A 20,489-nucleotide genomic window follows, 5' to 3' on the forward strand; every position below is an offset into this window, starting at 1 on the left:
TGATGGACAAACACTACCTGACCCCGCTTTTCGCCCCGCAGTCCATTGTTGTGTTTGCCGGTCAGGTCGATGATCCGGACAGCCTGACCTCGCGCGCCAAGGTGCTGCACCAGGCCCTGCGCGCGCAGAAGTACACCGGCACCCTGCAGTTTCTGGACATCCACACCACCGGCACGCTGGCGGACCTGGCGCAAACCGGTGCCGACCTGGCCATCATTGCGCTGCCGCCCGATGAAGTCGAAGCTGCGCTGGAGATAGCCGGACGCATGACCTGCCGCGCGGCGCTGGTGATCACCAGCGGCATCAATGCCGACGGCGCGGCCAGACTCAAGAAGATTGCGCGCCGCGAAGGGGTTTTCCTGATGGGGCCCAACGGCCTGGGCCTGCAGCGCCCGCACCTCCTGCTCAACGCCAGCGCCGCCGGGCCCATGGCCAGGCCGGGTTCGCTGGCGCTGGTGTCGCAATCCGGCGCGCTGACGTCGTCCATCCTTGACTGGGCCACGAAGAACGGCGTCGGATTTTCGTCAGTGGTGTCGCTCGGGCCGAACACCTCGGTGGACATTGCCCAGGTGCTCGATTTCCTGGCCAACGACCGGCACACCCAGAGCATCGTCATTTACCTCGAAGGCATTTCCAGCGCCCGCCGCTTCATGAGCGCACTGCGCTCGGCGGCCAATGCCAAGCCGGTGGTGGTGCTCAAGGCCGGGCGCCGGCCGGCCGGCAACGAAGCCGCGCAAACCCACAGCGGCACCATCGTCGGCAGCGACGATGTGTTCGATGCCGCACTGCGCCGCGCCGGCGCGGTGCGCGTGCGCTCGTTTGTCGAGCTGTTTTCAGCCGCCAAGTGCCTGGCCTCGCGTTACCGCCCGGTGGGCAACCGGCTGGCCATTGTGACCAATGGCGGCGGCCCCGGCGTGCTGGCCGCCGACTGGGTGAATGAAATCCATCTGGAGCTGGGCAAGCTGTCGCCTGAATCGGCCAGCACGCTCAAGCCGCTGCTGCCCGAACTGGCGTCGCTGTGCGACCTGATCGACCTGTCCGAAGAAGCGACACCGGAACACTACAAGGCCGCCATCGAGGCCGCCGGCAGGGACCGGCAGATCGACGGCGTGCTGGCGATTTTCTCGCCCAAGGAAGGCATCGATGCCGCCGAAGTGGCGCGTACGCTGGCCGAGGTCAAGCGCAGCATGGGCAAGCCGCTGCTGTCGTGCTGGATGGGCGATGCGTCGGTGGTGGCGGGGCGGGTCATTCTCAATGAAGCATCGATTCCGACCTTTCGCACGCCCGAGGCGGCGGTCGGCGCGTTTGGCAACATTGCTTCCTTCTACAAGAACCAGCAGCTGCTCCAGCAAACGCCGCCGCCGCTGTCCACGCTGGCCAAGCCCGACATCGAGGGCGCGCGGCTGATCATCGAAAACGTGCTGGCCGAGCGCCGCAAGGTGCTGACCGAGATGGAGTCCAAGACGCTGCTGTCGGCGTTCCACATTCCGGTCACCAAGACCATCCTGGCGCGCAGCGCCAACGAAGCGATGATGATCGCCACGCAGCTGGGCTTTCCGGTGGCGCTGAAGATCGACTCGCCCGACATCAGCCACAAATCCGATGTCGAGGGCGTGGCGCTGAACATCCTGAACGCCACCGGCGTGCGCGACACCTTCACCCAGATGATGCAGACCGTTTCGCGCCTGAAGCCCAATGCGCGCATCAACGGCGTCACAGTGCAGACCATGGCGCGCGCCAAGCGCGGTCGCGAGGTGTGCGTCGGACTGGTCACCGATGACCCGTTCGGCCCGGTGATTGCCTTTGGCGCCGGCGGCACGATGATCGAGCTGATCAACGACCGGGCGATGGAATTGCCGCCACTGAACCAGTTCCTGGCGCGCCAGTTGATTGGGCGCTCGCGTGTGGCCGAAACGCTGGGTGCCTGGCGCGGCGCCACGCCGGCGGACATGAACGCGCTGGAGCAGATTTTGCTGCGCGTCTCGGAAATGGTCTGCGAGCTGCCCCAGCTGCGCGAGATGGACATCAACCCGATCATCGTCGACGAATCCGGCGCCGTCGCGGTCGATGCGCGCATCGCCATCGACAACGCGCCGCAGGCCATCAGCGGCCGGGCCAACACCTATAACCATCTGTCCATCCTGCCGTACCCGGCACGCTACGAACAGGTCTGGCCGCTGCGCGGCGGCGGTGAATACACCGTGCGCCCCATCCATCCGGACGATGCCGACATGCTGCAGGAAATGATGTCGCACCTGTCGCAGGAAAGCCGTTATTTCCGCTTCATCTCGTCCATGGTCGAGTTGCCGCCCAGCATGCTGGCGCGCTTCACGCTGATCGACTACGACCGTGAAATGGCACTGGTCGCGGTGTTCAAGGAACGCCGCTCGGGCGCCAACGGCGAGTTGCCGGAAACCGAACGCATCGTCGGCGTTTCACGCTACGTCACCAACCCCGACCAGTCAAGCTGCGAGTTTGCGCTGGTGGTGGCCGACGACTTCAACGGCAAGGGACTGGGCTCGCGGCTGATGCTCAGCATCATGGACGTGGCACGCGAAAAGGGTTTGTCGGAAATCGAGGGCCTGGTGCTGGCGCAAAACCCCGGCATGCTCAAGCTCATGAAAAGCCTGGGCTACACCATCAAGCCGTTTGCCGAAGACCCGGATTTCAGGCTGGTGACACATACGCTGTAACACAAACGTCAACCGGGTCACTGTGGCCCTGCGGACACCCGGTCATCCAGCAGGGTCCGGTCGCGTTGTCTGCCAATGCGTGTAAGGTGGGGATGATCAACGGCTGTTGCGTGAACAGACCGGCAAAAACACCAGTTGGTGAATTTTGAGCCGGTACTGACCTTTGTACCGTGCGAAAAGGCAGTCTTTCTGTTTGGCGTTTCGCCTCTTTGCGCTTGCCGGCATTGCGTTTAAAAACGTATCAAATCCTGGCAGGCCCAACAGGCGCCTTAAAGCCCGGGGTGGCAAAACCCTATCGCACCGATTAAAAGTATTGCATTGATGGATCAATGTCATAACTTTATAGTCGAGCTTGTAATCAATTTCGACAACCAAGGTGAGAATTATGACAAACGAAATGAAATGCCCTTTTTCTAGCGGAGCGCTCAAATCTCCCGTGGCAGGCGCCCGGACAAACGCTGACTGGTGGCCCAATCATCTGAGTTTGAATATCTTGCAGCAGCATTCCGAGCGGTCAAATCCCATGGGCAAGGCGTTCAACTACGCTGAAGAGTTCAAGTCGCTTGACTTGCATGCGGTGGTGAAAGACCTGCACGCCTTGATGACCGATTCCCAGGACTGGTGGCCCGCTGACTATGGCCACTACGGTCCGTTTTTCGTTCGCATGTCCTGGCACAGTGCCGGCACTTACCGCATCGGCGACGGCCGCGGTGGCTCGGGCTTTGGCACGCAGCGCTTTGCACCGCTCAACAGCTGGCCAGACAACGTGAACCTGGACAAGGCGCGCCGCCTGCTGTGGCCGATCAAGCAGAAATACGGCCGCAAGATCTCCTGGGCTGACCTGATCGTCCTGACGGGCACGGTTGCCATGGATTCGATGGGCTTGAAAACGTACGGTTTTGCCGGCGGTCGCGAAGACGTCTGGGAACCCGGCGAGGATATTTACTGGGGTCCTGAAGACACCTGGCTGGGCAACGAACGCTACACCGGCGATCGTGAACTCGAGCAGCCTCTGGGCGCCGTTCAGATGGGCTTGATTTATGTGAACCCGCAAGGACCGGACGGCAACCCCGACCCGGTCGCTGCGGCACGGGACATTCGCGAGACCTTCGCCCGCATGGCGATGAACGACTATGAAACCGTTGCGCTCTGCGCGGGCGGACACACCTTTGGCAAATGCCATGGCGCAGCGTCTGAAGACTTCAAGGGCACGGAACCCGAAGGCGCCAGCATTGAAGAGCAAGGCTTCGGCTGGACCAGCCGCATGGGCAGCGGCAAGGGCGTCGACACGATTTCCAGCGGGCTGGAAGGCGCCTGGACGGCCAGCCCCATCACGTGGGACAACGGCTATTTCGACGCGCTGTTCGGCTACGAGTGGGAATTGACCAAGAGCCCTGCCGGTGCGCACCAGTGGACGCCCAAGAATGGCGCTGGCGCGGGCACCGTGCCTGATGCCCACGACCCGTCGAAGCGCCATGCACCCTTCATGGCGACGACCGATCTGTCGCTGCGGATGGACCCGGCCTACGAAAAAATTTCCCGGCATTTCCACCAGAACCCGCAAGAGTTCGCCGACGCTTATGCCAAGGCCTGGTACAAGCTGACGCACCGCGACATGGGACCGATCGCCCGCTACCTGGGCCCCTTGGTTCCAAAAGGCGAGGAGCTGTGGCAAGACCCGGTGCCTGCTGTCGATCACGAACTGGTCAGTGCGGACGACGTCGCGGCGCTCAAGGCGACGGTGATTGCCTCCGGACTGTCCATCCCGCAACTGGTCTCGACGGCCTGGGCATCGGCGGCAACCTTTCGCGGCAGCGACAAGCGCGGCGGGGCCAACGGCGCGCGTATTCGCCTGGCACCGCAAAAAGACTGGGAAGCGAACCAGCCGGAGCAACTCAAACTGGTGCTGCAGACGCTGGAAGGCATCCAGCGGGACTTCAACGGCACGCAGTCGGGGAACAAGAAAGTGTCCATCGCTGACATGATTGTTTTGGGCGGCTGCGCAGCGGTTGAAGCCGCTGCCAAAAAGGCCGGTCACGACGTGACGGTTCCGTTCACCGCAGGGCGAACCGATGCGTCGCAAGAGCAGACCGACGTGGACTCGTTCGCCGTGCTGGAACCTTCTGCCGATGGCTTTCGCAACTTCATCAAGAAGAACCACTCACGCACAGCCGCTGAAATGCTGATCGACCGTGCCAACCTGATGACCTTGACGGCGCCAGAGATGACGGTACTGATCGGTGGCATGCGTGCGCTGAATGCCAACGTCGGGCAAGCCCAGCACGGTGTGTTCACCCGGCAAGCCGAAACGCTGACCAACGACTTTTTCGTGAACCTGCTGGACATGCGCACCCAATGGCAAAAGTCGGCAGCTTCGGAAGACGTGCTGGAAGGGCGTGACCGGACCTCGGGCGAGATCAAGTGGACCGGCACGGTGGTGGATCTGGTCTTTGGTTCCAACGCCCAGCTCCGGGCACTGGCGGAAGTCTATGCCTGCAGCGATTCGCAGCAGGCGTTCGTGCATGACTTTGTGGCGGCCTGGACCAAGGTGATGAACCTGGACCGTTACGACCTGGCCTGATCCGGGAAAAAATCCCAAGGGTTGCTGATGCGTGGCCGCAACCGGGCACCGGATGATTCCGGCCCCGTTCGCGGCCAGCGCGCCTGAACCATTTTTCCAAACAGCGCCGGTTCAATGCCGGCGCTGCTTCGTTGTCACAGCAACTTCATGCGCCGGGCCTCATCACGCAGCTGGCCGCGAAAGTCCGGGTGCGCGATGGCGATCAGCGCCTCGCAGCGCTGCCGGGCGCTCTTGCCGCGCAGCTGGGCCACGCCGTGCTCGGTCACCACATAGTTGATGTCGTTCTTGCTGGTGGACACATGCGTGCCGGGCGACAGCACCGGCACGATGCGCGAGATGGTGTCGTTCTTGGCGGTCGACGGCAGCACGATGAAGGCCTTGCCGCCGTTGGAGCGGTTCGCCGAGCGCACAAAGTCGGTCTGGCCGCCAGTGCCCGAGTAGGGCGCGTGCCCCAAGCTTTCCGAGCCGCACTGGCCCATGAAGTCGATCTGCATCGTCGCATTGATGGCATGCAGGTTGTCGTTCTGGCCAGCCAGCCAGGGGTCGTTGGTGAAGTTGACCGGGTGCATCTCGACCGCCGGGTTGCGGTGCAAAAAGTCGTACAACCTTTTCGAGCCGAGCGCAAAAGTGGCAACCATCTTGCCAGGCAAATAATTCTTTTTCCGGTTGGTCACCGCGCCGGCCTCGACCAGCGTCATGATGCCGTCGCCGATCATTTCGGTGTGCACGCCCAGCTCGTGCTTGTGCGTCAGCTGCATCACCACCGCGTCCGGAATGCCGCCATAGCCGATCTGCAGCGTCGCGCCGTCCGGGATCATGTCGGCGACGTACTTGCCGATGGCTTCTTGCACCGGGCCTATTTTTGGCAGCCCGACTTCCATCAGTGCGTCTTCACTTTCCGTCAGCGCGGTGACCTGCGAAATGTGGATGTGGCAGTTGCCGTTGGCAAACGGCACGTTGGGGTTGACTTCCAGCACCACCGCCCGGGCCTGCGCGATAGCAGCCATGGTGTAGTCGGGCGCCAGCGACAGCGAGAAAAAGCCGTATGCGTCCATCGGCGAAGCCATGGACAAGACCACGTCGGCAGGCAGCAGTTTGCGGTTGAGCAGGTCGGGCAGTTCAGAGAAATTGGCCGAGATGAAATCGGTCCAGCCTTCCTGTCCGCCAGCGCGTGAAATGCCGCTGAAGAAATAGGCGGCATGCCGCACATGGCCGGTGGTTTCCGGGTCGAAATAGTCGTATTTGCGCACCGGCAGGATTTGCGAAACGGTCACATTGCGGAACTCGCGCCGTGCGTTCGAGAGCGCTGTCAACAGGGCAGGCGGCTCGCCCACGGCGGTCGGTACCACCACGGTATCGCCGTTCATGACAACGCCGATGGCGTCGGCGGCCGACATGCGTTTTTGCTGGTACAGGGTTTGAATGGACATGGCTGCTTTCTGGTGGCTGCGATCTGGGCACCCCTTCATTATCAAATAGCATCGCCCCTGACTACCTGACAGGGACGGGCAAGAGGCCCGGTCAGGGTTCAGCCGCAGCCGATCGGCAGCCAGAGGGTCTGAACTTTGCGTTTGTTGCATGTGTTGGTGGCGCTTTTCAGGCGTGCTGCAGCAGCCGTTCACCCCCACCAAAGGCACGATTCCAGGGGACAGGCCGAAGCGTCGGCACACAGGTCACGCTGTTGCACCTTGCCGGGCTTGCAGCGACAACGGTAAGCGGAAGTAATGCTGCCGGGCAGGTGCATCCAAATTCAGGTCTCGCGGGTAGTACCTCTGTGGCGTGCTGAAACGCCACCGCCTTTCAACCATCTGAGGAACCCCATCATGCAAACTTCACGCGCTTTCTTTGTCCCGGCCCTGCTGGCCGTTGCCGCCCTTGCCGCTTGCGGTAGCAGCAATGATGACCAGCCGGCGACGCCGGTTGCCGGTCCCGTAGCCGTCGGCGACACCGTGGCCTTGACGGTTTCGGGCAGCGTGCTGTCGTTCGACCGCACAACGCCCGCCACCCTCAAGGGCAGCATCGCCGTCAGCGGCCTGCTGCCGAATGAAAAACTGGTCGGCCTGGACGTGCGGCCGGCCGACGGCCTGCTGTATGCACTGAGCAACCAGGCACGGCTCTACACGCTGAACGCCGCCACCGGCGTGGCCACGTTCAAGGTCGCGCTTGCTGCTGCGGCCGGAGACGACAACCCCTACACCGCCCTCACGGGCAGCCAGTTCGGCGTTGACTTCAACCCCGTCGCCGACCGGCTGCGCGTCGTCAGCGACACCGGCCTGAACCTGCGTATTGACGTCACCACCGGCGCCACCATCACCGACGGCGTGATCAACGGCGCAGCCGCCGCCATCACCGCCTCCGCCTACACCAACGCGGTCGCCGGCACCACCTCGACCCAGCTCTACAGCCTCGACGCCGCCGCCGGCCAGGTCTACCTGCAGGACCCGCCGAACAACGGCACGCTGACCGCGCCGATTGCACTCGGCGGCACGTTTGCCGGCGCCAACGGCTTTGACATCGACGCCCGCAACAACACCGCCTATGCCGCGCTGACCAGCGCCGGCAGCACGGCGCTGTACACCGTGCCGCTGACCGCCGGCAGCACCGCGACGCGCATCGGCACCATCGGCACCGGCGAGGCACTGACCGGGATGGCACTTATCCAGCCGGCAACGCCCAAGGTGTATGCGCTGACCACAGACAGCCGCCTGGCCAGCTTTGACCCGGCCACACCCACAACACTGTCGGCCAGCGTACCCATCAGTGGCCTGGTCAGTGGCGAATCGGTGCTGGGCATCGACTTTCGCCCGGCCAACGGCAAGCTCTACGCGCTGACCAGCACCGCGCGCCTGTTGACGGTCGATGCCGACAGCGGCGCCATTACCGTGGTGGCCACGCTCAGCGCCGATGCAGCCGACGCCACGCTGCCCTACAACGGCCTGGGCAATGCCGCACGCTTCACGGTGGACTTCAACCCGGTGGCCGACCGGCTGCGCGTGATCAACGACAACGGACTGAACCTGCGCATCAATGCCGACACTGGCGCAACCACCACCGACGGCGCCATCAACCGCGCCGGCGTGCCGCCCCTGGTGGCCGGCGGCGCCTACAGCAACAGCTTTGCCGGCACGCGCAGCACCGTGCTGTATGACCTGGACGCCGCCAGCAGCGTGCTGGCCCAGCAGGTCCCGCCGAACGACGGCACGCTGGTCAATGTGGGGGCGCTGGCCGTGCCGTTCAGCGGTGCCGCATCAATGGACATCGCCGGCGGCGCCAACGGGCTGGTGCTGGCGGCCTTGCGCACTGGCGCCAGCGGCCCGTACACGCTGTACACCGTGTCGCTGACCACCGGCGCCGCCACGCTGTACCGCAACACCACGGGCGATGCCACGCGCTCGCTGATTGGCGGCAGCGCCGGGCCGTCGGTGCTGGACCTTGCCATCAGGTTTTAGCAACTGCTCAGCGCCCTTCAAGCTGTTTGCATTCTCTTTTGTCATTGCGGACTTGATGAGCCTGCCCCGGACTTGATCCGGGGCAATCCATGCTCCCGTTTGGGGAGAAGTCATGGTTCCCGGGTCAAGCCCGGGATGACAGAGGTTCATTTCATTGCGCTTTAAACTGAAAAGTGACCTGAGTAGTTACCAGATTTAAGCCAAATCAGGCTTTTGCGCAATAGGGACGGGCGTAAGCAGCTACTTTTTCAATAGCATTGAAGATTGTCAGCTGCTCGCCCGCACCACCAGTTCGTAGCCCAGGTCAACGCAGGGCGCAGCCACGGCGTCGCCACGCATCAGCGACAGCAGCATGCGCGCAGCCGCCGTACCAATCTCGGCGCGCGGCGTGCGCACCGTGGTCAGCGGCGGCAGCATCTGGTCGCTGCCGGTCAGGTCGTTGAAGCCGGCCACCGCCACGCGCTGCGGCACGGCCAGCCCCAGGCGCAGTGCGGCCAGCAGGGCGCCCTGCGCCAGGTCGTCGTTGCAAAAGAACACCGCGTCCACATCGGGCTGCTCGCGCATGATCTGAGCGAACATCTGCGCGCCCAGCGCCATCGACGACGGCGCGGGGTCCAGCCATTCCAGCGCCGCATCGTGCAGGCCGGCCGCGCCCAGTTCGCGGCGCCAGCCATCGAGCCGCTGCAGCGTGCGTGCATCCAGCTGCGCAGCGGCAAAGGCGATGCGCCGGCGGCCACGCGCCAGCAGGTGCCGCGTCATCTCGGCGCCGGCTTCAAACTGCGAAAATCCGACGCTGTAGACGCCCGGTGCCTGGGACATTTCCATCAGGTGGACACAAGGCACGCGGCTTTGCGCAATCAAGGCGCGGGCGGCGTCGCTGCGCGCCAGCCCGGTCACCAGCAGGCCGGCCGGGCGCTGCAGCAGTTGCTCGCGCAGCAGCAGTTCTTCTTCGTCGAGGTTGTAGTGCGTCACGCCCATCAGCGTCTGGTAGCCGGCCGGCCGCAGGCTGCGCTGCACCGCTTCGAACACATCGACGAACAGCGCATTCGACAGCATCGGGATCAGAACCGTGACATGCGCGCTGCGCTGCGACGCCAGCGCGCGGGCCGCTGGGTCGGGCACGTAGCCGAGCGTGCACGCCGCCGCCTGCACCCGCTCGACCAGCGCCGGATCGACGGCGCGCTCGCCGCGCAGCGCACGCGACACGGTGATGGGGCTGACGCCGGCGGCCTGCGCCACATCGGCCAGGGTGACGCGACCGGTGGCGCGCGAGCGGATGGGTGCTGAAGTCATGAATCCTAGGGAAACTACTGAGTTGTCGATATGGGATGCTCGCATAGGATAGCGCTATCCCAAGGTGAACGCCAGCCGGAAAATCCCTGAGTTGCCGCTTCCTGGCCATTTTTAAAAAGATTTTCCCGGCATTCGCCTTTTATTTTGGCTCGGCAGGATAGCGCTATCCAAACTTTGAACATATGACGGAATCTTTGGTAATCATGGGGGTGGCCGGTTGCGGCAAGTCCAGCCTGGGGGCCGCCGTGGCGCAAGCCACCGGCCTGGCGCTGGTCGAAGGCGACGACTTCCACAGCCCGGCGAGCCGCGCCAAGATGAGCCAGGGCATTGCCCTGACAGACGCCGACCGCGAAGGCTGGCTTGGCGTGCTGGGCGAGCAGCTGCGCAGCCACCCGGAAGGCCTGGTGCTGAGCTGCTCGGCGCTGAAACTCACCTACCGCGAGCGCCTGCGCCAGGCTGCGCCCGGGCTGCGCTTCGTTTTCCTCGACATCAGCCGCGAACAGTCGCAGGCGCGGGTGTCGGCCCGGGCACAACAGCATTTTTTCTCGACCACGCTGGTGGACAGCCAGTTCGCCACGCTGGAAGACCCCACCGGCGAAGCCGGCGTGCTGCGCGTCGATGCGCTCAAACCGCTGGCCACGCTGCAAGCCGACGTCAGCCAATGGCTGGCCACTGACAAGGAGCAGGCATGCACCCCGAAACCCTGATCGAAGCGCCGAAAAGCCGCTTCCAGCGCATCAGCAACATGCTGCTGGCCGGGTGCCTGGGCGTGATGGCGCTGGCGGTGTTCGTCAATGTCGTGCTGCGCTACGGCTTTGGCAGCGGCCTGCCCGCCAGCGAAGAACTCTCGCGCCTGCTGTTCGTCTGGATGGTGTTCATCGGCGCGACCGCTGCCTACCCGGCGGGCGAGCACATGGCTTTTACCAGCCTGGTCGGCATGCTGAAGCACCGGCCCGCGCTGTTCATGGCCATGACGATTTTCATTCGGCTGCTGGTGCTGCTGGCCTGCGTGCTGATCGGCTGGGGCGCTTGGCAGCAAGTGGTGGTCGGTTATGGCAGCCGGTCGGTGGTGCTGGGCTATTCAACGGCGCTGCTGCCGCTGCCGGCCTTTTTGTGCGCCACGGCCATCGGCCTGATGGCGCTGTTCGAGATCGTCCGGCGCACGCCGCTGGACCTGGGCCACAACGTGGAAGTCGAGTAACACCATGAGCAACGAAGGCCTCGCATTCATCGTTTTTTCCGTCGGCATGCTGACGCTCATGGGCATCGGCATGAACATGGGCCTGGCGCTGGTGCTGACCGGCGCCGGCATGGCCTGGGTGCTGGACTTCTGGGACACCCAGCTGCTGGCGCAAAACCTGGTCGCCGGGGTCGACAGCTTTCCGCTGCTGGCCGTGCCGTTCTTCATCTTGGCCGGCGAGCTGATGAACTCGGGCGGCATCAGCCAGCGCATCATTGCCATGGCGCAGGCTTGGGTCGGCCACATTCGCGGCGGCCTGGGCTATGTGGCGATTGGCGCGTCGGTGCTGATGGCCAGCATGAGCGGCTCGGCGCTGGCCGACACCGCCGCGCTGGCCACCATTTTGCTGCCGATGATGCGCAAGCAGGGCTACCCGATGCACACCTCGGCCGGGCTGGTGGCCTCGGGCGGCATCATCGCGCCGATCATTCCGCCGTCACTGCCCTTCGTGATTTACGGCGTCACCACAAACACGTCGATCTCGTCGCTGTTCCTGGCTGGCATCGTGCCGGGCATCGTCATGGGCGTGGGCCTGATCGTGGCCTGGAAATGGGTGCTGCGCAGCACCGACCTGTCTGAAGGCCAGCCGCTGCCCATGAAGGAACGGCTGCGCGCCACGGTCAAGGCGTTCTGGGCGCTCCTGATGCCGATCATCATCATCGGCGGCATGAAGACCGGCCTTTTCACGCCGACCGAAGCGGCCGTGGTGGCGGCGTTTTACGCGCTGTTCGTTGCGCTGTTCGTGCACCGCGAAATGAAGCTTCCCGAGATACAGGGCGTGCTGGTGCGTGCCGCCAAGACGACGGCCATCGTGATGTTCCTGTGCGCCGGCGCCCAGGTCGCCAGCTACATGATCACGCTGGCCGACCTGCCCAGCACCCTGACCGGCTGGCTGGGTCCGCTGGTGGACAGCCCGCGCCTGCTGATGGCGGTGATGATGATCGTGCTGGTGGTCGTCGGCACCGCGCTCGACCTGACGCCGACCATCCTGATCTTTGCGCCGGTGATGCTGCCGATTGCGGTCAAGGCCGGCATCGACCCGGTGTACTTCGGCCTGATGTTTGTGCTCAATGGCGCCATCGGCCTGATCACGCCGCCGGTCGGCACAGTGCTCAATGTGGTGGCCGGCGTCGGCCGCATGCCGCTGCACCAGGTGATTCGCGGCGTGAACCCGTTTTTGATCACTTACACGCTGATCCTGTTTTTGTTCGTGCTGTTCCCCCAGATCGTCACCGCACCTGTTGCGTGGATGCGCTGAAACCCAGTTCCTTTTTCCTTTTCCTTTTTCCTTTCCCCCTTAACTCCAGGAGACTCCCATGACTTTTCTTCGCAGAACCGTTGTTGCCGCCGCTACCGTCGCGGTGCTCAGCGCCTCGTTTTCCGCGCTGGCGCAGGACATCAAGCCACGCCTGATCCGTTTCGGCTACGGCCTGAACGAAGCCAGCAACCAGGGCCGTGCTGCCAAGGTGTTTGCCGATGAAGTGGCCAAGGCCTCGGGCGGCAAGATGAAGGTGCGCGCCATCGGCGCGGCCGCGCTCGGCCCCGACACGCAGATGCAGCAAGCCTTGATTGGCGGCGCGCAGGAAATGATGGTCGGCTCGACCGCCACGCTGGTTGGCATCACCAAGGAAATGGCGCTGTGGGACACGCCTTTCCTCATCAGCAACACCAAGGAAGCCGACACGCTGCTCGACGGCCCGGTTGGCGACAAGATCAAGGACAAGCTGCAGGAAAAAGGCCTGGTCGGGCTCGTGTACTGGGAAAACGGTTTTCGCAACCTGACCAACAGCAAGCGCCCGGTCACCAAGGTCGAAGACCTGGACGGCATCAAGCTGCGCGTCATGCAGAACAACGTGTTCCTGGACAGCTTCAAGACACTGGGCGCCAACGCGATTCCGATGGCGTTTTCAGAGTTGTTCGGCGCGCTGGAAACCAAGACGGTCGATGGCCAGGAAAATCCGTACAACACGATCTTGTCGAGCAAGTTCTACGAGGTGCAAAAGTACCTGACGGTGACCAACCACGTCTACAGCCCGTGGATCGTGCTGGTCAGCAAGAAATGGTGGGACCAGCTGTCCAAGACCGAGCAGAAGATCTTGACCGATGCCGCCAAAATCAGCCGTGACTTTGAACGCAAGGACACGCGCGAAGAAGCCTCCAGTGCCATGGCCGACCTCAAGTCCAAGGGCATGCTGGTCAATGAGCTGCCACCCGCCGAGGCCGAGCGCATGCGCAGCAAGCTGACCGGCGTGTACGCCGACATCAGCAAGGAAGTCGGCATGGACCTGTGGAATGAAACCCAAAAAGAACTGGCCCGGATTCGCGGCACGAAGTAATCGACGGGGCGGGGCGTCAGGTTTTGCGCTCTGCGCTGACAGGCCGCCCGGTTAAAATTACTATCAAATAAATAGCTGCTTGTGCTTAGCCGTATTGCGCAAACAGCACTTTTTTCTTGTAATTTTGTAACTACTCAGGTCACTTTTCAGTTTAAAGCGCAATGAAATGAGCCTCTGTCATCCCGGCCCCGGATCAAGCCCGGGGTTTCAGCACCCGGGAACCATGACTTCTCCGCAAACGGGGTCATGCATTGCCCCGGATCAAGTCCGGGGCAGGCTCATCAAGTCCGCAATGACAAAAGAGATTACGGAGAGCTTCGAGGGAGCTGAGTCATTACGTAATTTTGCTTTGGCGGCAATAACGGCTTGGTCATGCTCGCATTTTCAGCAAGACAGACTGCCGGAAATCTTTCACGCCGGGCACAACGGCGGCGGTCTGCGGCTTGAATAGTGGCCGGCATCCTGAATGGCAACACGATGCGCCTGTTGGGCACGGCGCAAACGTCGTTTTGAAACAGGCCGGCATTCGTCTTGCAGGCAGTCGGGAATAAACACTGCGCGCGCCAGTCTGGCAGCGACCTATAGTGAATGACATCACCTCGCGTTGGTGGCACGGCTTTTTTACGGGCCAAGCGCGCGTTGTTTTATCAGGAGTTTTTATGTTTCCCGAATACCGCGACCTCATCACCCAACTGAAAACCACGGACAACCACTTCACCCGCCTGTTCGACGAACACAATGCCGCGGACCAGAAGATCACGAACATGGAGTCGGGCATCGACATGGCAACGCCCGACGAGATCGAAGTGCTGAAAAAGGAAAAACTGCAGCTCAAGGACCAGCTTTACGCGATCCTGAAAAAGGCTGAAACCGAAAGCTGAAACGCCAGGACCTTGAACTGGCCATGCAGCCGGTTCAAGCCAGCAGGGCTGCCACCTCGGCACGGGTCGGGATGCCGGTGACCGCGCCATGCCGCGTCACCGACAGCGCGGCGGCCGCGTTGGCCCACTGCATCGCCGCAGGCAGCGCTTCGCCACGCGCCAGGGCTGCGGCCAGCGTGCCGGTGAAGGTGTCGCCGGCGCCTATGGTGTCGGCCACCGGCATGGCGCGGCCTGCCAGATCGACCGGCGACTGGCCACGCTGGTAGAGCCGGCAACCTGCGGCGCCCAGCGTCACCAGCACGTTGCGCATGCCGCGTGCCAGCAAGGCCAGGGCAGCCGCATCGACCGACCCCGCGCAGCCGGGTCCGGCCAGTTCAAGCAACTCGCTTTCATTCGGCGTCAGCACATCGACCAGCGCCAGCAGTTCCTCGGGCAGCGGGCGCGCTGGCGCAGGATTCAGCACGGTGAGGGCATTGGCCTGCCGAGCCAGCCGAAAAGCCTGCAGCGTGGCCTCGACCGGTACTTCGCACGAGGCCATGACGACCCGGCAATGCGCCAGCAGGTCCGTGGCCGCCAGCGCATGCCGCGCGCCCAGGCCGGCGCCGGCGCCCGGGTACACCGCGATGCTGTTGTCGCCGTCGTCATACACCAGAATTTGCGCCACGCCGCTGCGCTCGCCGGCAGCCTGCTCGACATGGCTTGTCGCAATGCCTTCGGCCTTCCACAGGTCCATGCCCATGCGGCCGAAGTCGTCGTCGCCGATGCGCGCGATCAGCGCCACGCGGGTGCCCTGGCGGGCGGCGGCGACGGCGGCGTTGCTGCCCTTGCCACCGGGGCTGATACTGAAGGCGCGGGCCATCAGCGTCTCGCCGCGCGCCACGGGACGGGCGACATGCGACACCAGGTCGGCGTTCCAGCTGGCGACGCAGACCACGTCGAAGGATTGGCTCGCCGTCATGTGCCGCCGTAGCCCATTTTGTGCGGCAGCCACAGGACGATTTGCGGAAACACCGTCATCAGCACCAGCGCCACCAGCAATACGCCGATGAACAGCCAGGCCTCCCGGATCATGCCCTTGAGCGACACGCCGGCCAGCGCATTGATGACGAACAGCAGCATGCCGAAAGGCGGCGTGACCAGCCCGATCATCATGTTGACGGCCAGCACCACGCCCAGGTGCACTAGGTCGATGCCCAGCAGCTTGGCGGTGGGCAGCAAAATGGGCACCAGCACCAGCAGCATGATGGAGGTGTCCAGGAAGCAGCCGAGCACCAAAAACAGCACATTGACCAGCAGCAAAAAACCCAGCGGCGACAGTTCCATGCCCGTCAGCCACGCGGCCACCAGCCCGGGAACGTTTTCGGCCGTGAAGGCGTAGTTGATGACAAACGCCGAGGCAATGATCAGCGTGACCGAGGCGCTGGCCTTGGACGACTCGACCAGGATCTCGTAGAACCGCCGCCAGCTGAGCGCGCGGTAGACGATGCTGGCCAGGAACAATGCATACAGCGCCGCCACCGACGCCGCTTCGGTCGGCGTGAAAATACCGGTGTAGATGCCGCCGAGCAGCACCACCGGCAACGTCAGCGGCAGGATGCCGCGCAGCAAGATGCGCGGATAGGCCTGCAGCGCAATCTTCTCGCCGCGCGGCAGATTGCGTTTGGCAGCGACAAAGTGCACCGCCAGCATCAGCGCCACGGCCATCAGCAGACCGGGAACGACGCCACCCAAAAACAGCGCGCCCACCGACGCACCCGACACCATGGCATAGATCACCAAGGGAATCGACGGCGGAATGATCGGGCCGATGGTCGATGAAGCGGCCGTCAGCGCGCCGGCAAATTCGGCGCTGTAGCCGTTTTTCTGCATCATGCGGATGCTCACGATGCCGGGTCCGGCCGCGTCAGCAATCGCGCTGCCGCTCATGCCCGAGAAAATCACGCTGACGATGATGTTGACATGCGCCAGCCCGCCGCGCAGGCGTCCGACAATGGCCAGCGCAAAGTCGAACAGCCGCTCGCTGACGGTGCCCGAGTTCATCACCGACGCGGCAAAGATGAACAGCGGCACAGCCAGCAAAATATAGCTGTTGTACAGGCCGTTGAGCACCTGCTCGGCCACCAGCCCCAGGTCCTGGCGCTTGAACACCAGGTAGGACACGCCGCTGATCAGCATGCCAAAGCCGATCGGCAGGCGCAGCACCAGCGTCACGACCAGCATGCCGAGCAACACCATCAAGGCCTGGCTCATAGCTGCTCCTTCCAGTTGCGCCCGAGCAAACGGACAAACTTGACGACATATTGAAGGCCGATAACCGCCACAAAGAGGATGAAGGGCGCAAACACATAGGAAAAGGGAATGTCCAGCACCGGCGTTTTCTCGCGGTGCATGAAGCGCACATAGTCAAACGCCTCGGGCAGCATCCACAGCAGCAGCCCGGCCGTCAGGGCGGCGCCCAGCAGGCCGAAAATCCGCTGCCCGCCGGGCGGCAGGGCGGAGTACACCAAATCGAGCATGACGTGTTCTTTTTCCTTGAGCAGCGTGGCCGCGCTCCAGAACACCATCAGGATGTACAGCACCACGATCAGCTCGTCCGACCAGGCCAGCGGCCGGTTGAACAGGAAGCGCATGCCGACCTGCACCACGAACACCCCGAAAAGCAGGGCGAAAACGGCCGCCGCCACGCCTTCGGCGATACGCCGTGAACGCTCCAGCATGGACATCTCCTTTATTTGGTCTGGTTCACGCGCTCAAGCAGCCCCTTGGGCCAGACCTTGGCGTAGTCCGAGTTCTGGTAGGTCGCTTGCACCGACTTGCGAAAGGCATCCACATCGGGCGTCGTCACCTGCAGGCCCTGCTGCTTGAAGAATTCGACCAGCTGGCCTTCTTCCTTGAGGCGGTTGTCGTTGTTGTAGGTGGACGCGGCCTGCGCCGCTGCCGTGACCTTCTGCTTTTGCGCCGCATTCATGGCGCCCCAGGCCTTGTTGGAAATGGCAATGAAGATGCCGTCCACCAGGTGACTGGTCATCACGATCTGCTTGGTCACTTCGTAGAACTTGGCAGCCCGCACCGACGGCAGCGGATTGTCCTGGCCATCGATGGTGCCGGTCTTCAGCCCCAGATAGACCTCGCCAAAGGCCAGCGGCGTGGCGGTGGCGCCCAGTGCTTCGCCCAGGAACAGCCATTCCTTGGTGCCCGGCATGCGCAGCTTCACGCCTTTCAGGTCGGCCGGCGTCTTGACATTGCGCACTTCGCGCAGGTTGACCTGGCGGGTGCCCAGGTAGACGGTGGACAACGGCGTCACGTCCATCTTTTCCGCCACCGTCTTGAACATCTCGGCGCCGATCGGGCCGTTGAACACCTTTTGCTGGTGCGCCGGGTCGCGAATGACATAGCCGGCGGTGAAGAGCGAAAACTCCGGCACCAGCTTGGCGATGTCGAAGGCGGAAATCGACGACAGCTCCAGGTTGCCGCGCGCCATGGCGGCCGGCTCGGTGCCCTGCTTGAACAGCGAGGCGTTCAGGTTGATCTGCACGTCGAATTCACCGGGCGCGGATTGTTCCAGGTTGTCCTTGAACACCGTCCACATCTTGGCGTGCCAGTCGTCGGGCACGGCCGGGGTGGACACGCGCAGCACCACCTTGTTCTGGGCCTGGGCGGGGGACAGCAGCGAGCCCATCAGCAGCACGGCTGAAGCACTGGCCAGCAGGGTGCGGCGAAGCAGGGGAATGTTCATGAATTTGTCTCCTTGTTGTTTATCGGTGGCTAACGTGTCAAAACCGGCTCCATCGGCTGAAACGGGCTCAGTCGGATTCTGGATCAATGCCGAAATCCCGAAGGGTTTTTTCCAGCCGCTGGAACGCTTCGGGCGTCAGGGCGACCAGCGGCGGGCGCACGCGCAGCCAGCCGGGCTCGCCGCTGAGCATCGCCATGATGCCCTTGAGCGCCGGCATCAGCGAATAGTCGTCCAGCAGGCCGATCAGCCGGACCACACGTTCGCGTTCGGCCGGCGTGGCCGGCGCATCGGGTTGCGTCACCAAACGGCTGACCACGCGCGGCATGAAGTTGGCCAGGCCGCTGATGGCCCCGGTGCTGCCGCGCCGGCCCATCTCCGGCAGGTCGGGCTCGAAGCCGACGTACACCGTCAGGTCTTGCATGAAGGCCTCGGCCAGTCCGATGGAATGCGCGGTCGAACAGGCGCTGTCCTTGATGCCCAGGATGGTGTCGGGGTACATCGCCTTGAGCGTGGCGATGACGTGGTGCGACAGGCTGACGCCGCTGACCTGCGGGATGTGGTACAGGTACAGCTTGAGTCGGGGCAGGTCGCTGCCCATGCCGTCAATGACATGGCGGTAGCCGTCGATCACGCCCTGGTCGGACACGCCCTTGAGGAAAAACGGCGGCAGCATCAGGCAGCCGTGCACGCCGGCGCTGACCGCATGGCGCGTGAGTTCGAGCGTTTCCGGCAGCGCGGCGCAGCTGGTGGACACCATGATCTGCGCGGCCGGAATGCCGTTGGCAATCAGCTGCTCGATGGCCTCCTTGCGCTCGGCCATGGAAAAAGACGGCCCTTCGCCGGTGGTGCCAAAGGCCGTCACGCCGTGGCAGCCCCGGGCAATCAGCGACTTGCAATGGGCCGCCAGCAGGGCGTGGTCAATGCCCAGGTCGGCCTTGAGCGGGGTGAGCAATGCCGGCCAGATGCCACGGAAGGCGGCGGATTTTTGTTCAGGATTGGGGGGCATGCTCATCCAGGGTTCTCCAAAGACCACGGCATTGCAGGCCGTGGCAGTCCAAGCACGCGAAGGTGCGCGCTTTCAATGTGGTGGCCCAGCCGCTCCAGCACGGCCTGCGCGTCGCGCCGCTTGAGGGCCTCGATAAACCAGAGGTGTTCTTGCATGGCCGGCACCAGCACCTGCGGCGACAGGGTCGAGCCTTCGAGCTTGATCAGTCGCACGCGCAGGCTGTTGATGCGGTACACCTCGGAAATCAGCTCGTTGCCCAATGCGTCGATCATCAGGTCGTGCAGGCCCCAGTCCACCGCCGTGGCGTCCTTGAGCAGCGCATCGTCAATCGCTCTTCCGCTGCGCGCGCGCTGCACGATGTCCAGATGGCTTTGCTCGATGGCGGCCAGGTCGCGGTCGGACACCGTGGTGACGAAACGGCTGGCGGCTTCGCGTTCGAGCAGCTGGCGCAGCTGGAAGGCGTTGTTGATCAGCTTCAGATCGACATGCGCCACCTGCAGGCCGCGTTGCGGCACGGTCTTGAGCAGCCCTTCGGCTTCCAGGCGCGGAATCAGTTCGCGCACCGCGCCCAGCGGCATGCCGAGCAGCTGCATCAGTTCGCGCTGCGAGATGAACTGGCCGGGCCGGATATTGGCATCGACGATCTGCTGCTGAAAGCTTGCGTAAGCCTGTGCGCGCAGGCTCAAAGGCGAGGCGTGGGGCAGGGTGCTCATGCGTCGTCCCCCGCGTCGCTGGCGATGACGCCCTTGCGCAGCAAAATGTTGCCGTACTTGCGCGTCTCGCCGGTGCGCAGGATCAGGAAAGCCGACTGTGCGCGCTGGTAAAAATCAAAGCGTTCCAGGGTGGCAGCGGGCACTTCTCCGGCTTGACGCAGTTCGGCCGCGAACTCGGCCACGGGTTCGGGAATCGCATCCGCGTCGCCGACCACCTGCATGGTCCAGGCCGCTTGCGGCACAAAATCGTCGAGCGGCAGGACCTGCAGCACGGCCTTGAGCGCCTGCGTGGCACTGGCGCCGGCCAGCTGCACCAGCCGCGCGCCCCTTTTGCCGGCCATGCCGGCTGCCGGAAAATTCGCATCGACGATCGCCACGTCATCGCCATGGCCCATGCTGGCCAGCGCATGCAGGGCATCGGGTGTCAGCAGCGCAGGGATATTTTTCAGCATGGGTCAAGCGTGGTTTGCGGATCAGTGAAGCGTTTTTCAGGGCATGAAAGGCGTGCAATTCATAACAGAAACTCCGGGATATCCCGGTATCAATGACTGACATGTTAGC

At 63.5% G+C, this 20,489-nt stretch carries 17 protein-coding genes; 8 read left to right on the forward strand and 9 right to left on the reverse strand.

The features are described 5' to 3' along the window. Window positions 1-2 precede the first annotated feature (2 nt). Window positions 3-2,693, forward strand: coding sequence for a bifunctional acetate--CoA ligase family protein/GNAT family N-acetyltransferase (locus tag H4V98_RS02350; RefSeq protein WP_196862600.1), 2,691 nt, complete (start codon window positions 3-5; stop codon window positions 2,691-2,693). Between the two features lie 397 nt (window positions 2,694-3,090). Further along, window positions 3,091-5,274, forward strand: a complete 2,184-nt coding sequence (gene katG / locus H4V98_RS02355) for a catalase/peroxidase HPI (protein WP_231374640.1) — start codon at window positions 3,091-3,093, stop codon at window positions 5,272-5,274. A 134-nt stretch (window positions 5,275-5,408) separates the two neighbouring features. Here the strand turns inward: katG and H4V98_RS02360 are convergent, their stop codons facing one another. Continuing rightward, window positions 5,409-6,704, reverse strand: coding sequence for an acetyl-CoA hydrolase/transferase family protein (locus H4V98_RS02360; protein WP_196862598.1), 1,296 nt, complete (start codon window positions 6,702-6,704; stop codon window positions 5,409-5,411). Between the two features lie 393 nt (window positions 6,705-7,097). Between H4V98_RS02360 and H4V98_RS02365 the strand changes: the two genes are divergently transcribed. Beyond that, window positions 7,098-8,723 (forward strand): DUF4394 domain-containing protein, encoded by a 1,626-nt coding sequence (locus tag H4V98_RS02365; RefSeq protein WP_196862597.1) that lies wholly within the window; start codon window positions 7,098-7,100, stop codon window positions 8,721-8,723. Between the two features lie 267 nt (window positions 8,724-8,990). Here H4V98_RS02365 and H4V98_RS02370 read toward each other — a convergent pair whose 3' ends face one another. Further along, the gene (locus tag H4V98_RS02370; RefSeq protein ID WP_196862596.1) at window positions 8,991-10,016 is read right to left on the reverse strand and encodes a LacI family DNA-binding transcriptional regulator; all 1,026 of its coding nucleotides are present in this window, start codon (window positions 10,014-10,016) and stop codon (window positions 8,991-8,993) included. Between the two features lie 182 nt (window positions 10,017-10,198). Here H4V98_RS02370 and H4V98_RS02375 point away from each other — a divergent pair, with 182 nt between their 5' ends. The 5 genes from H4V98_RS02375 (at window position 10,199) to H4V98_RS02395 (ending at window position 14,473) form a co-directional block, all read left to right on the forward strand. Next, window positions 10,199-10,723, forward strand: coding sequence for a gluconokinase (locus H4V98_RS02375; protein WP_196862595.1), 525 nt, complete (start codon window positions 10,199-10,201; stop codon window positions 10,721-10,723). After that, a complete protein-coding gene (locus H4V98_RS02380; protein WP_196862594.1) occupies window positions 10,705-11,217 on the forward strand; it encodes a TRAP transporter small permease subunit in 513 nt (170 codons plus the stop codon). Before H4V98_RS02375 ends, H4V98_RS02380 begins: the two co-directional genes overlap by 19 nt. 4 nt (window positions 11,218-11,221) lie before the next feature. Next, on the forward strand, window positions 11,222-12,514 hold the full coding sequence (locus H4V98_RS02385) for a TRAP transporter large permease subunit (RefSeq protein WP_196862593.1): 1,293 nt from the start codon (window positions 11,222-11,224) through the stop codon (window positions 12,512-12,514). 58 nt (window positions 12,515-12,572) lie between these two features. After that, entirely contained in the window at window positions 12,573-13,592 is a 1,020-nt protein-coding gene (locus H4V98_RS02390; RefSeq protein WP_196862592.1) for a TRAP transporter substrate-binding protein, read from the forward strand. 659 nt (window positions 13,593-14,251) lie between these two features. Then, window positions 14,252-14,473, forward strand: a complete 222-nt coding sequence (locus H4V98_RS02395) for a YdcH family protein (RefSeq protein WP_036807443.1) — start codon at window positions 14,252-14,254, stop codon at window positions 14,471-14,473. A gap of 34 nt (window positions 14,474-14,507) precedes the next feature. Here the strand turns inward: H4V98_RS02395 and H4V98_RS02400 are convergent, their stop codons facing one another. The 7 genes from H4V98_RS02400 to H4V98_RS02430 all read right to left on the reverse strand — a co-directional run bounded on the left by H4V98_RS02400 (window position 14,508) and on the right by H4V98_RS02430 (window position 20,380). Further along, complete coding sequence (locus tag H4V98_RS02400) at window positions 14,508-15,431, reverse strand: ribokinase (protein WP_196862591.1); 924 nt, start codon at window positions 15,429-15,431, stop codon at window positions 14,508-14,510. Further along, window positions 15,428-16,723 (reverse strand): TRAP transporter large permease, encoded by a 1,296-nt coding sequence (locus H4V98_RS02405; protein WP_196862590.1) that lies wholly within the window; start codon window positions 16,721-16,723, stop codon window positions 15,428-15,430. The genes H4V98_RS02400 and H4V98_RS02405 overlap by 4 nt, the downstream gene beginning before the upstream one ends. Beyond that, complete coding sequence (locus tag H4V98_RS02410; RefSeq protein WP_196862589.1) at window positions 16,720-17,190, reverse strand: TRAP transporter small permease; 471 nt, start codon at window positions 17,188-17,190, stop codon at window positions 16,720-16,722. The genes H4V98_RS02405 and H4V98_RS02410 overlap by 4 nt, the downstream gene beginning before the upstream one ends. Before the next feature lie 11 nt (window positions 17,191-17,201). Further along, window positions 17,202-18,209 carry a sialic acid TRAP transporter substrate-binding protein SiaP gene (locus H4V98_RS02415; protein WP_196862588.1) on the reverse strand — a complete coding sequence of 336 codons (1,008 nt, stop codon included), beginning with the start codon at window positions 18,207-18,209 and terminating at the stop codon, window positions 17,202-17,204. Between the two features lie 67 nt (window positions 18,210-18,276). Then, the gene (locus H4V98_RS02420) at window positions 18,277-19,221 is read right to left on the reverse strand and encodes a dihydrodipicolinate synthase family protein (RefSeq protein WP_231374619.1); all 945 of its coding nucleotides are present in this window, start codon (window positions 19,219-19,221) and stop codon (window positions 18,277-18,279) included. Next, window positions 19,218-19,928 carry a GntR family transcriptional regulator gene (locus H4V98_RS02425; RefSeq protein ID WP_196862587.1) on the reverse strand — a complete coding sequence of 237 codons (711 nt, stop codon included), beginning with the start codon at window positions 19,926-19,928 and terminating at the stop codon, window positions 19,218-19,220. Before H4V98_RS02425 ends, H4V98_RS02420 begins: the two co-directional genes overlap by 4 nt. Then, window positions 19,925-20,380 (reverse strand): RbsD/FucU domain-containing protein, encoded by a 456-nt coding sequence (locus H4V98_RS02430; protein WP_196862586.1) that lies wholly within the window; start codon window positions 20,378-20,380, stop codon window positions 19,925-19,927. The genes H4V98_RS02425 and H4V98_RS02430 overlap by 4 nt, the downstream gene beginning before the upstream one ends. Window positions 20,381-20,489: the final 109 nt, after the last annotated feature.

Source organism: Polaromonas sp. CG_23.6, assembly GCF_029892315.1.
In the GTDB taxonomy this organism is placed as follows: Bacteria; Pseudomonadota; Gammaproteobacteria; order Burkholderiales; family Burkholderiaceae_C; genus Polaromonas.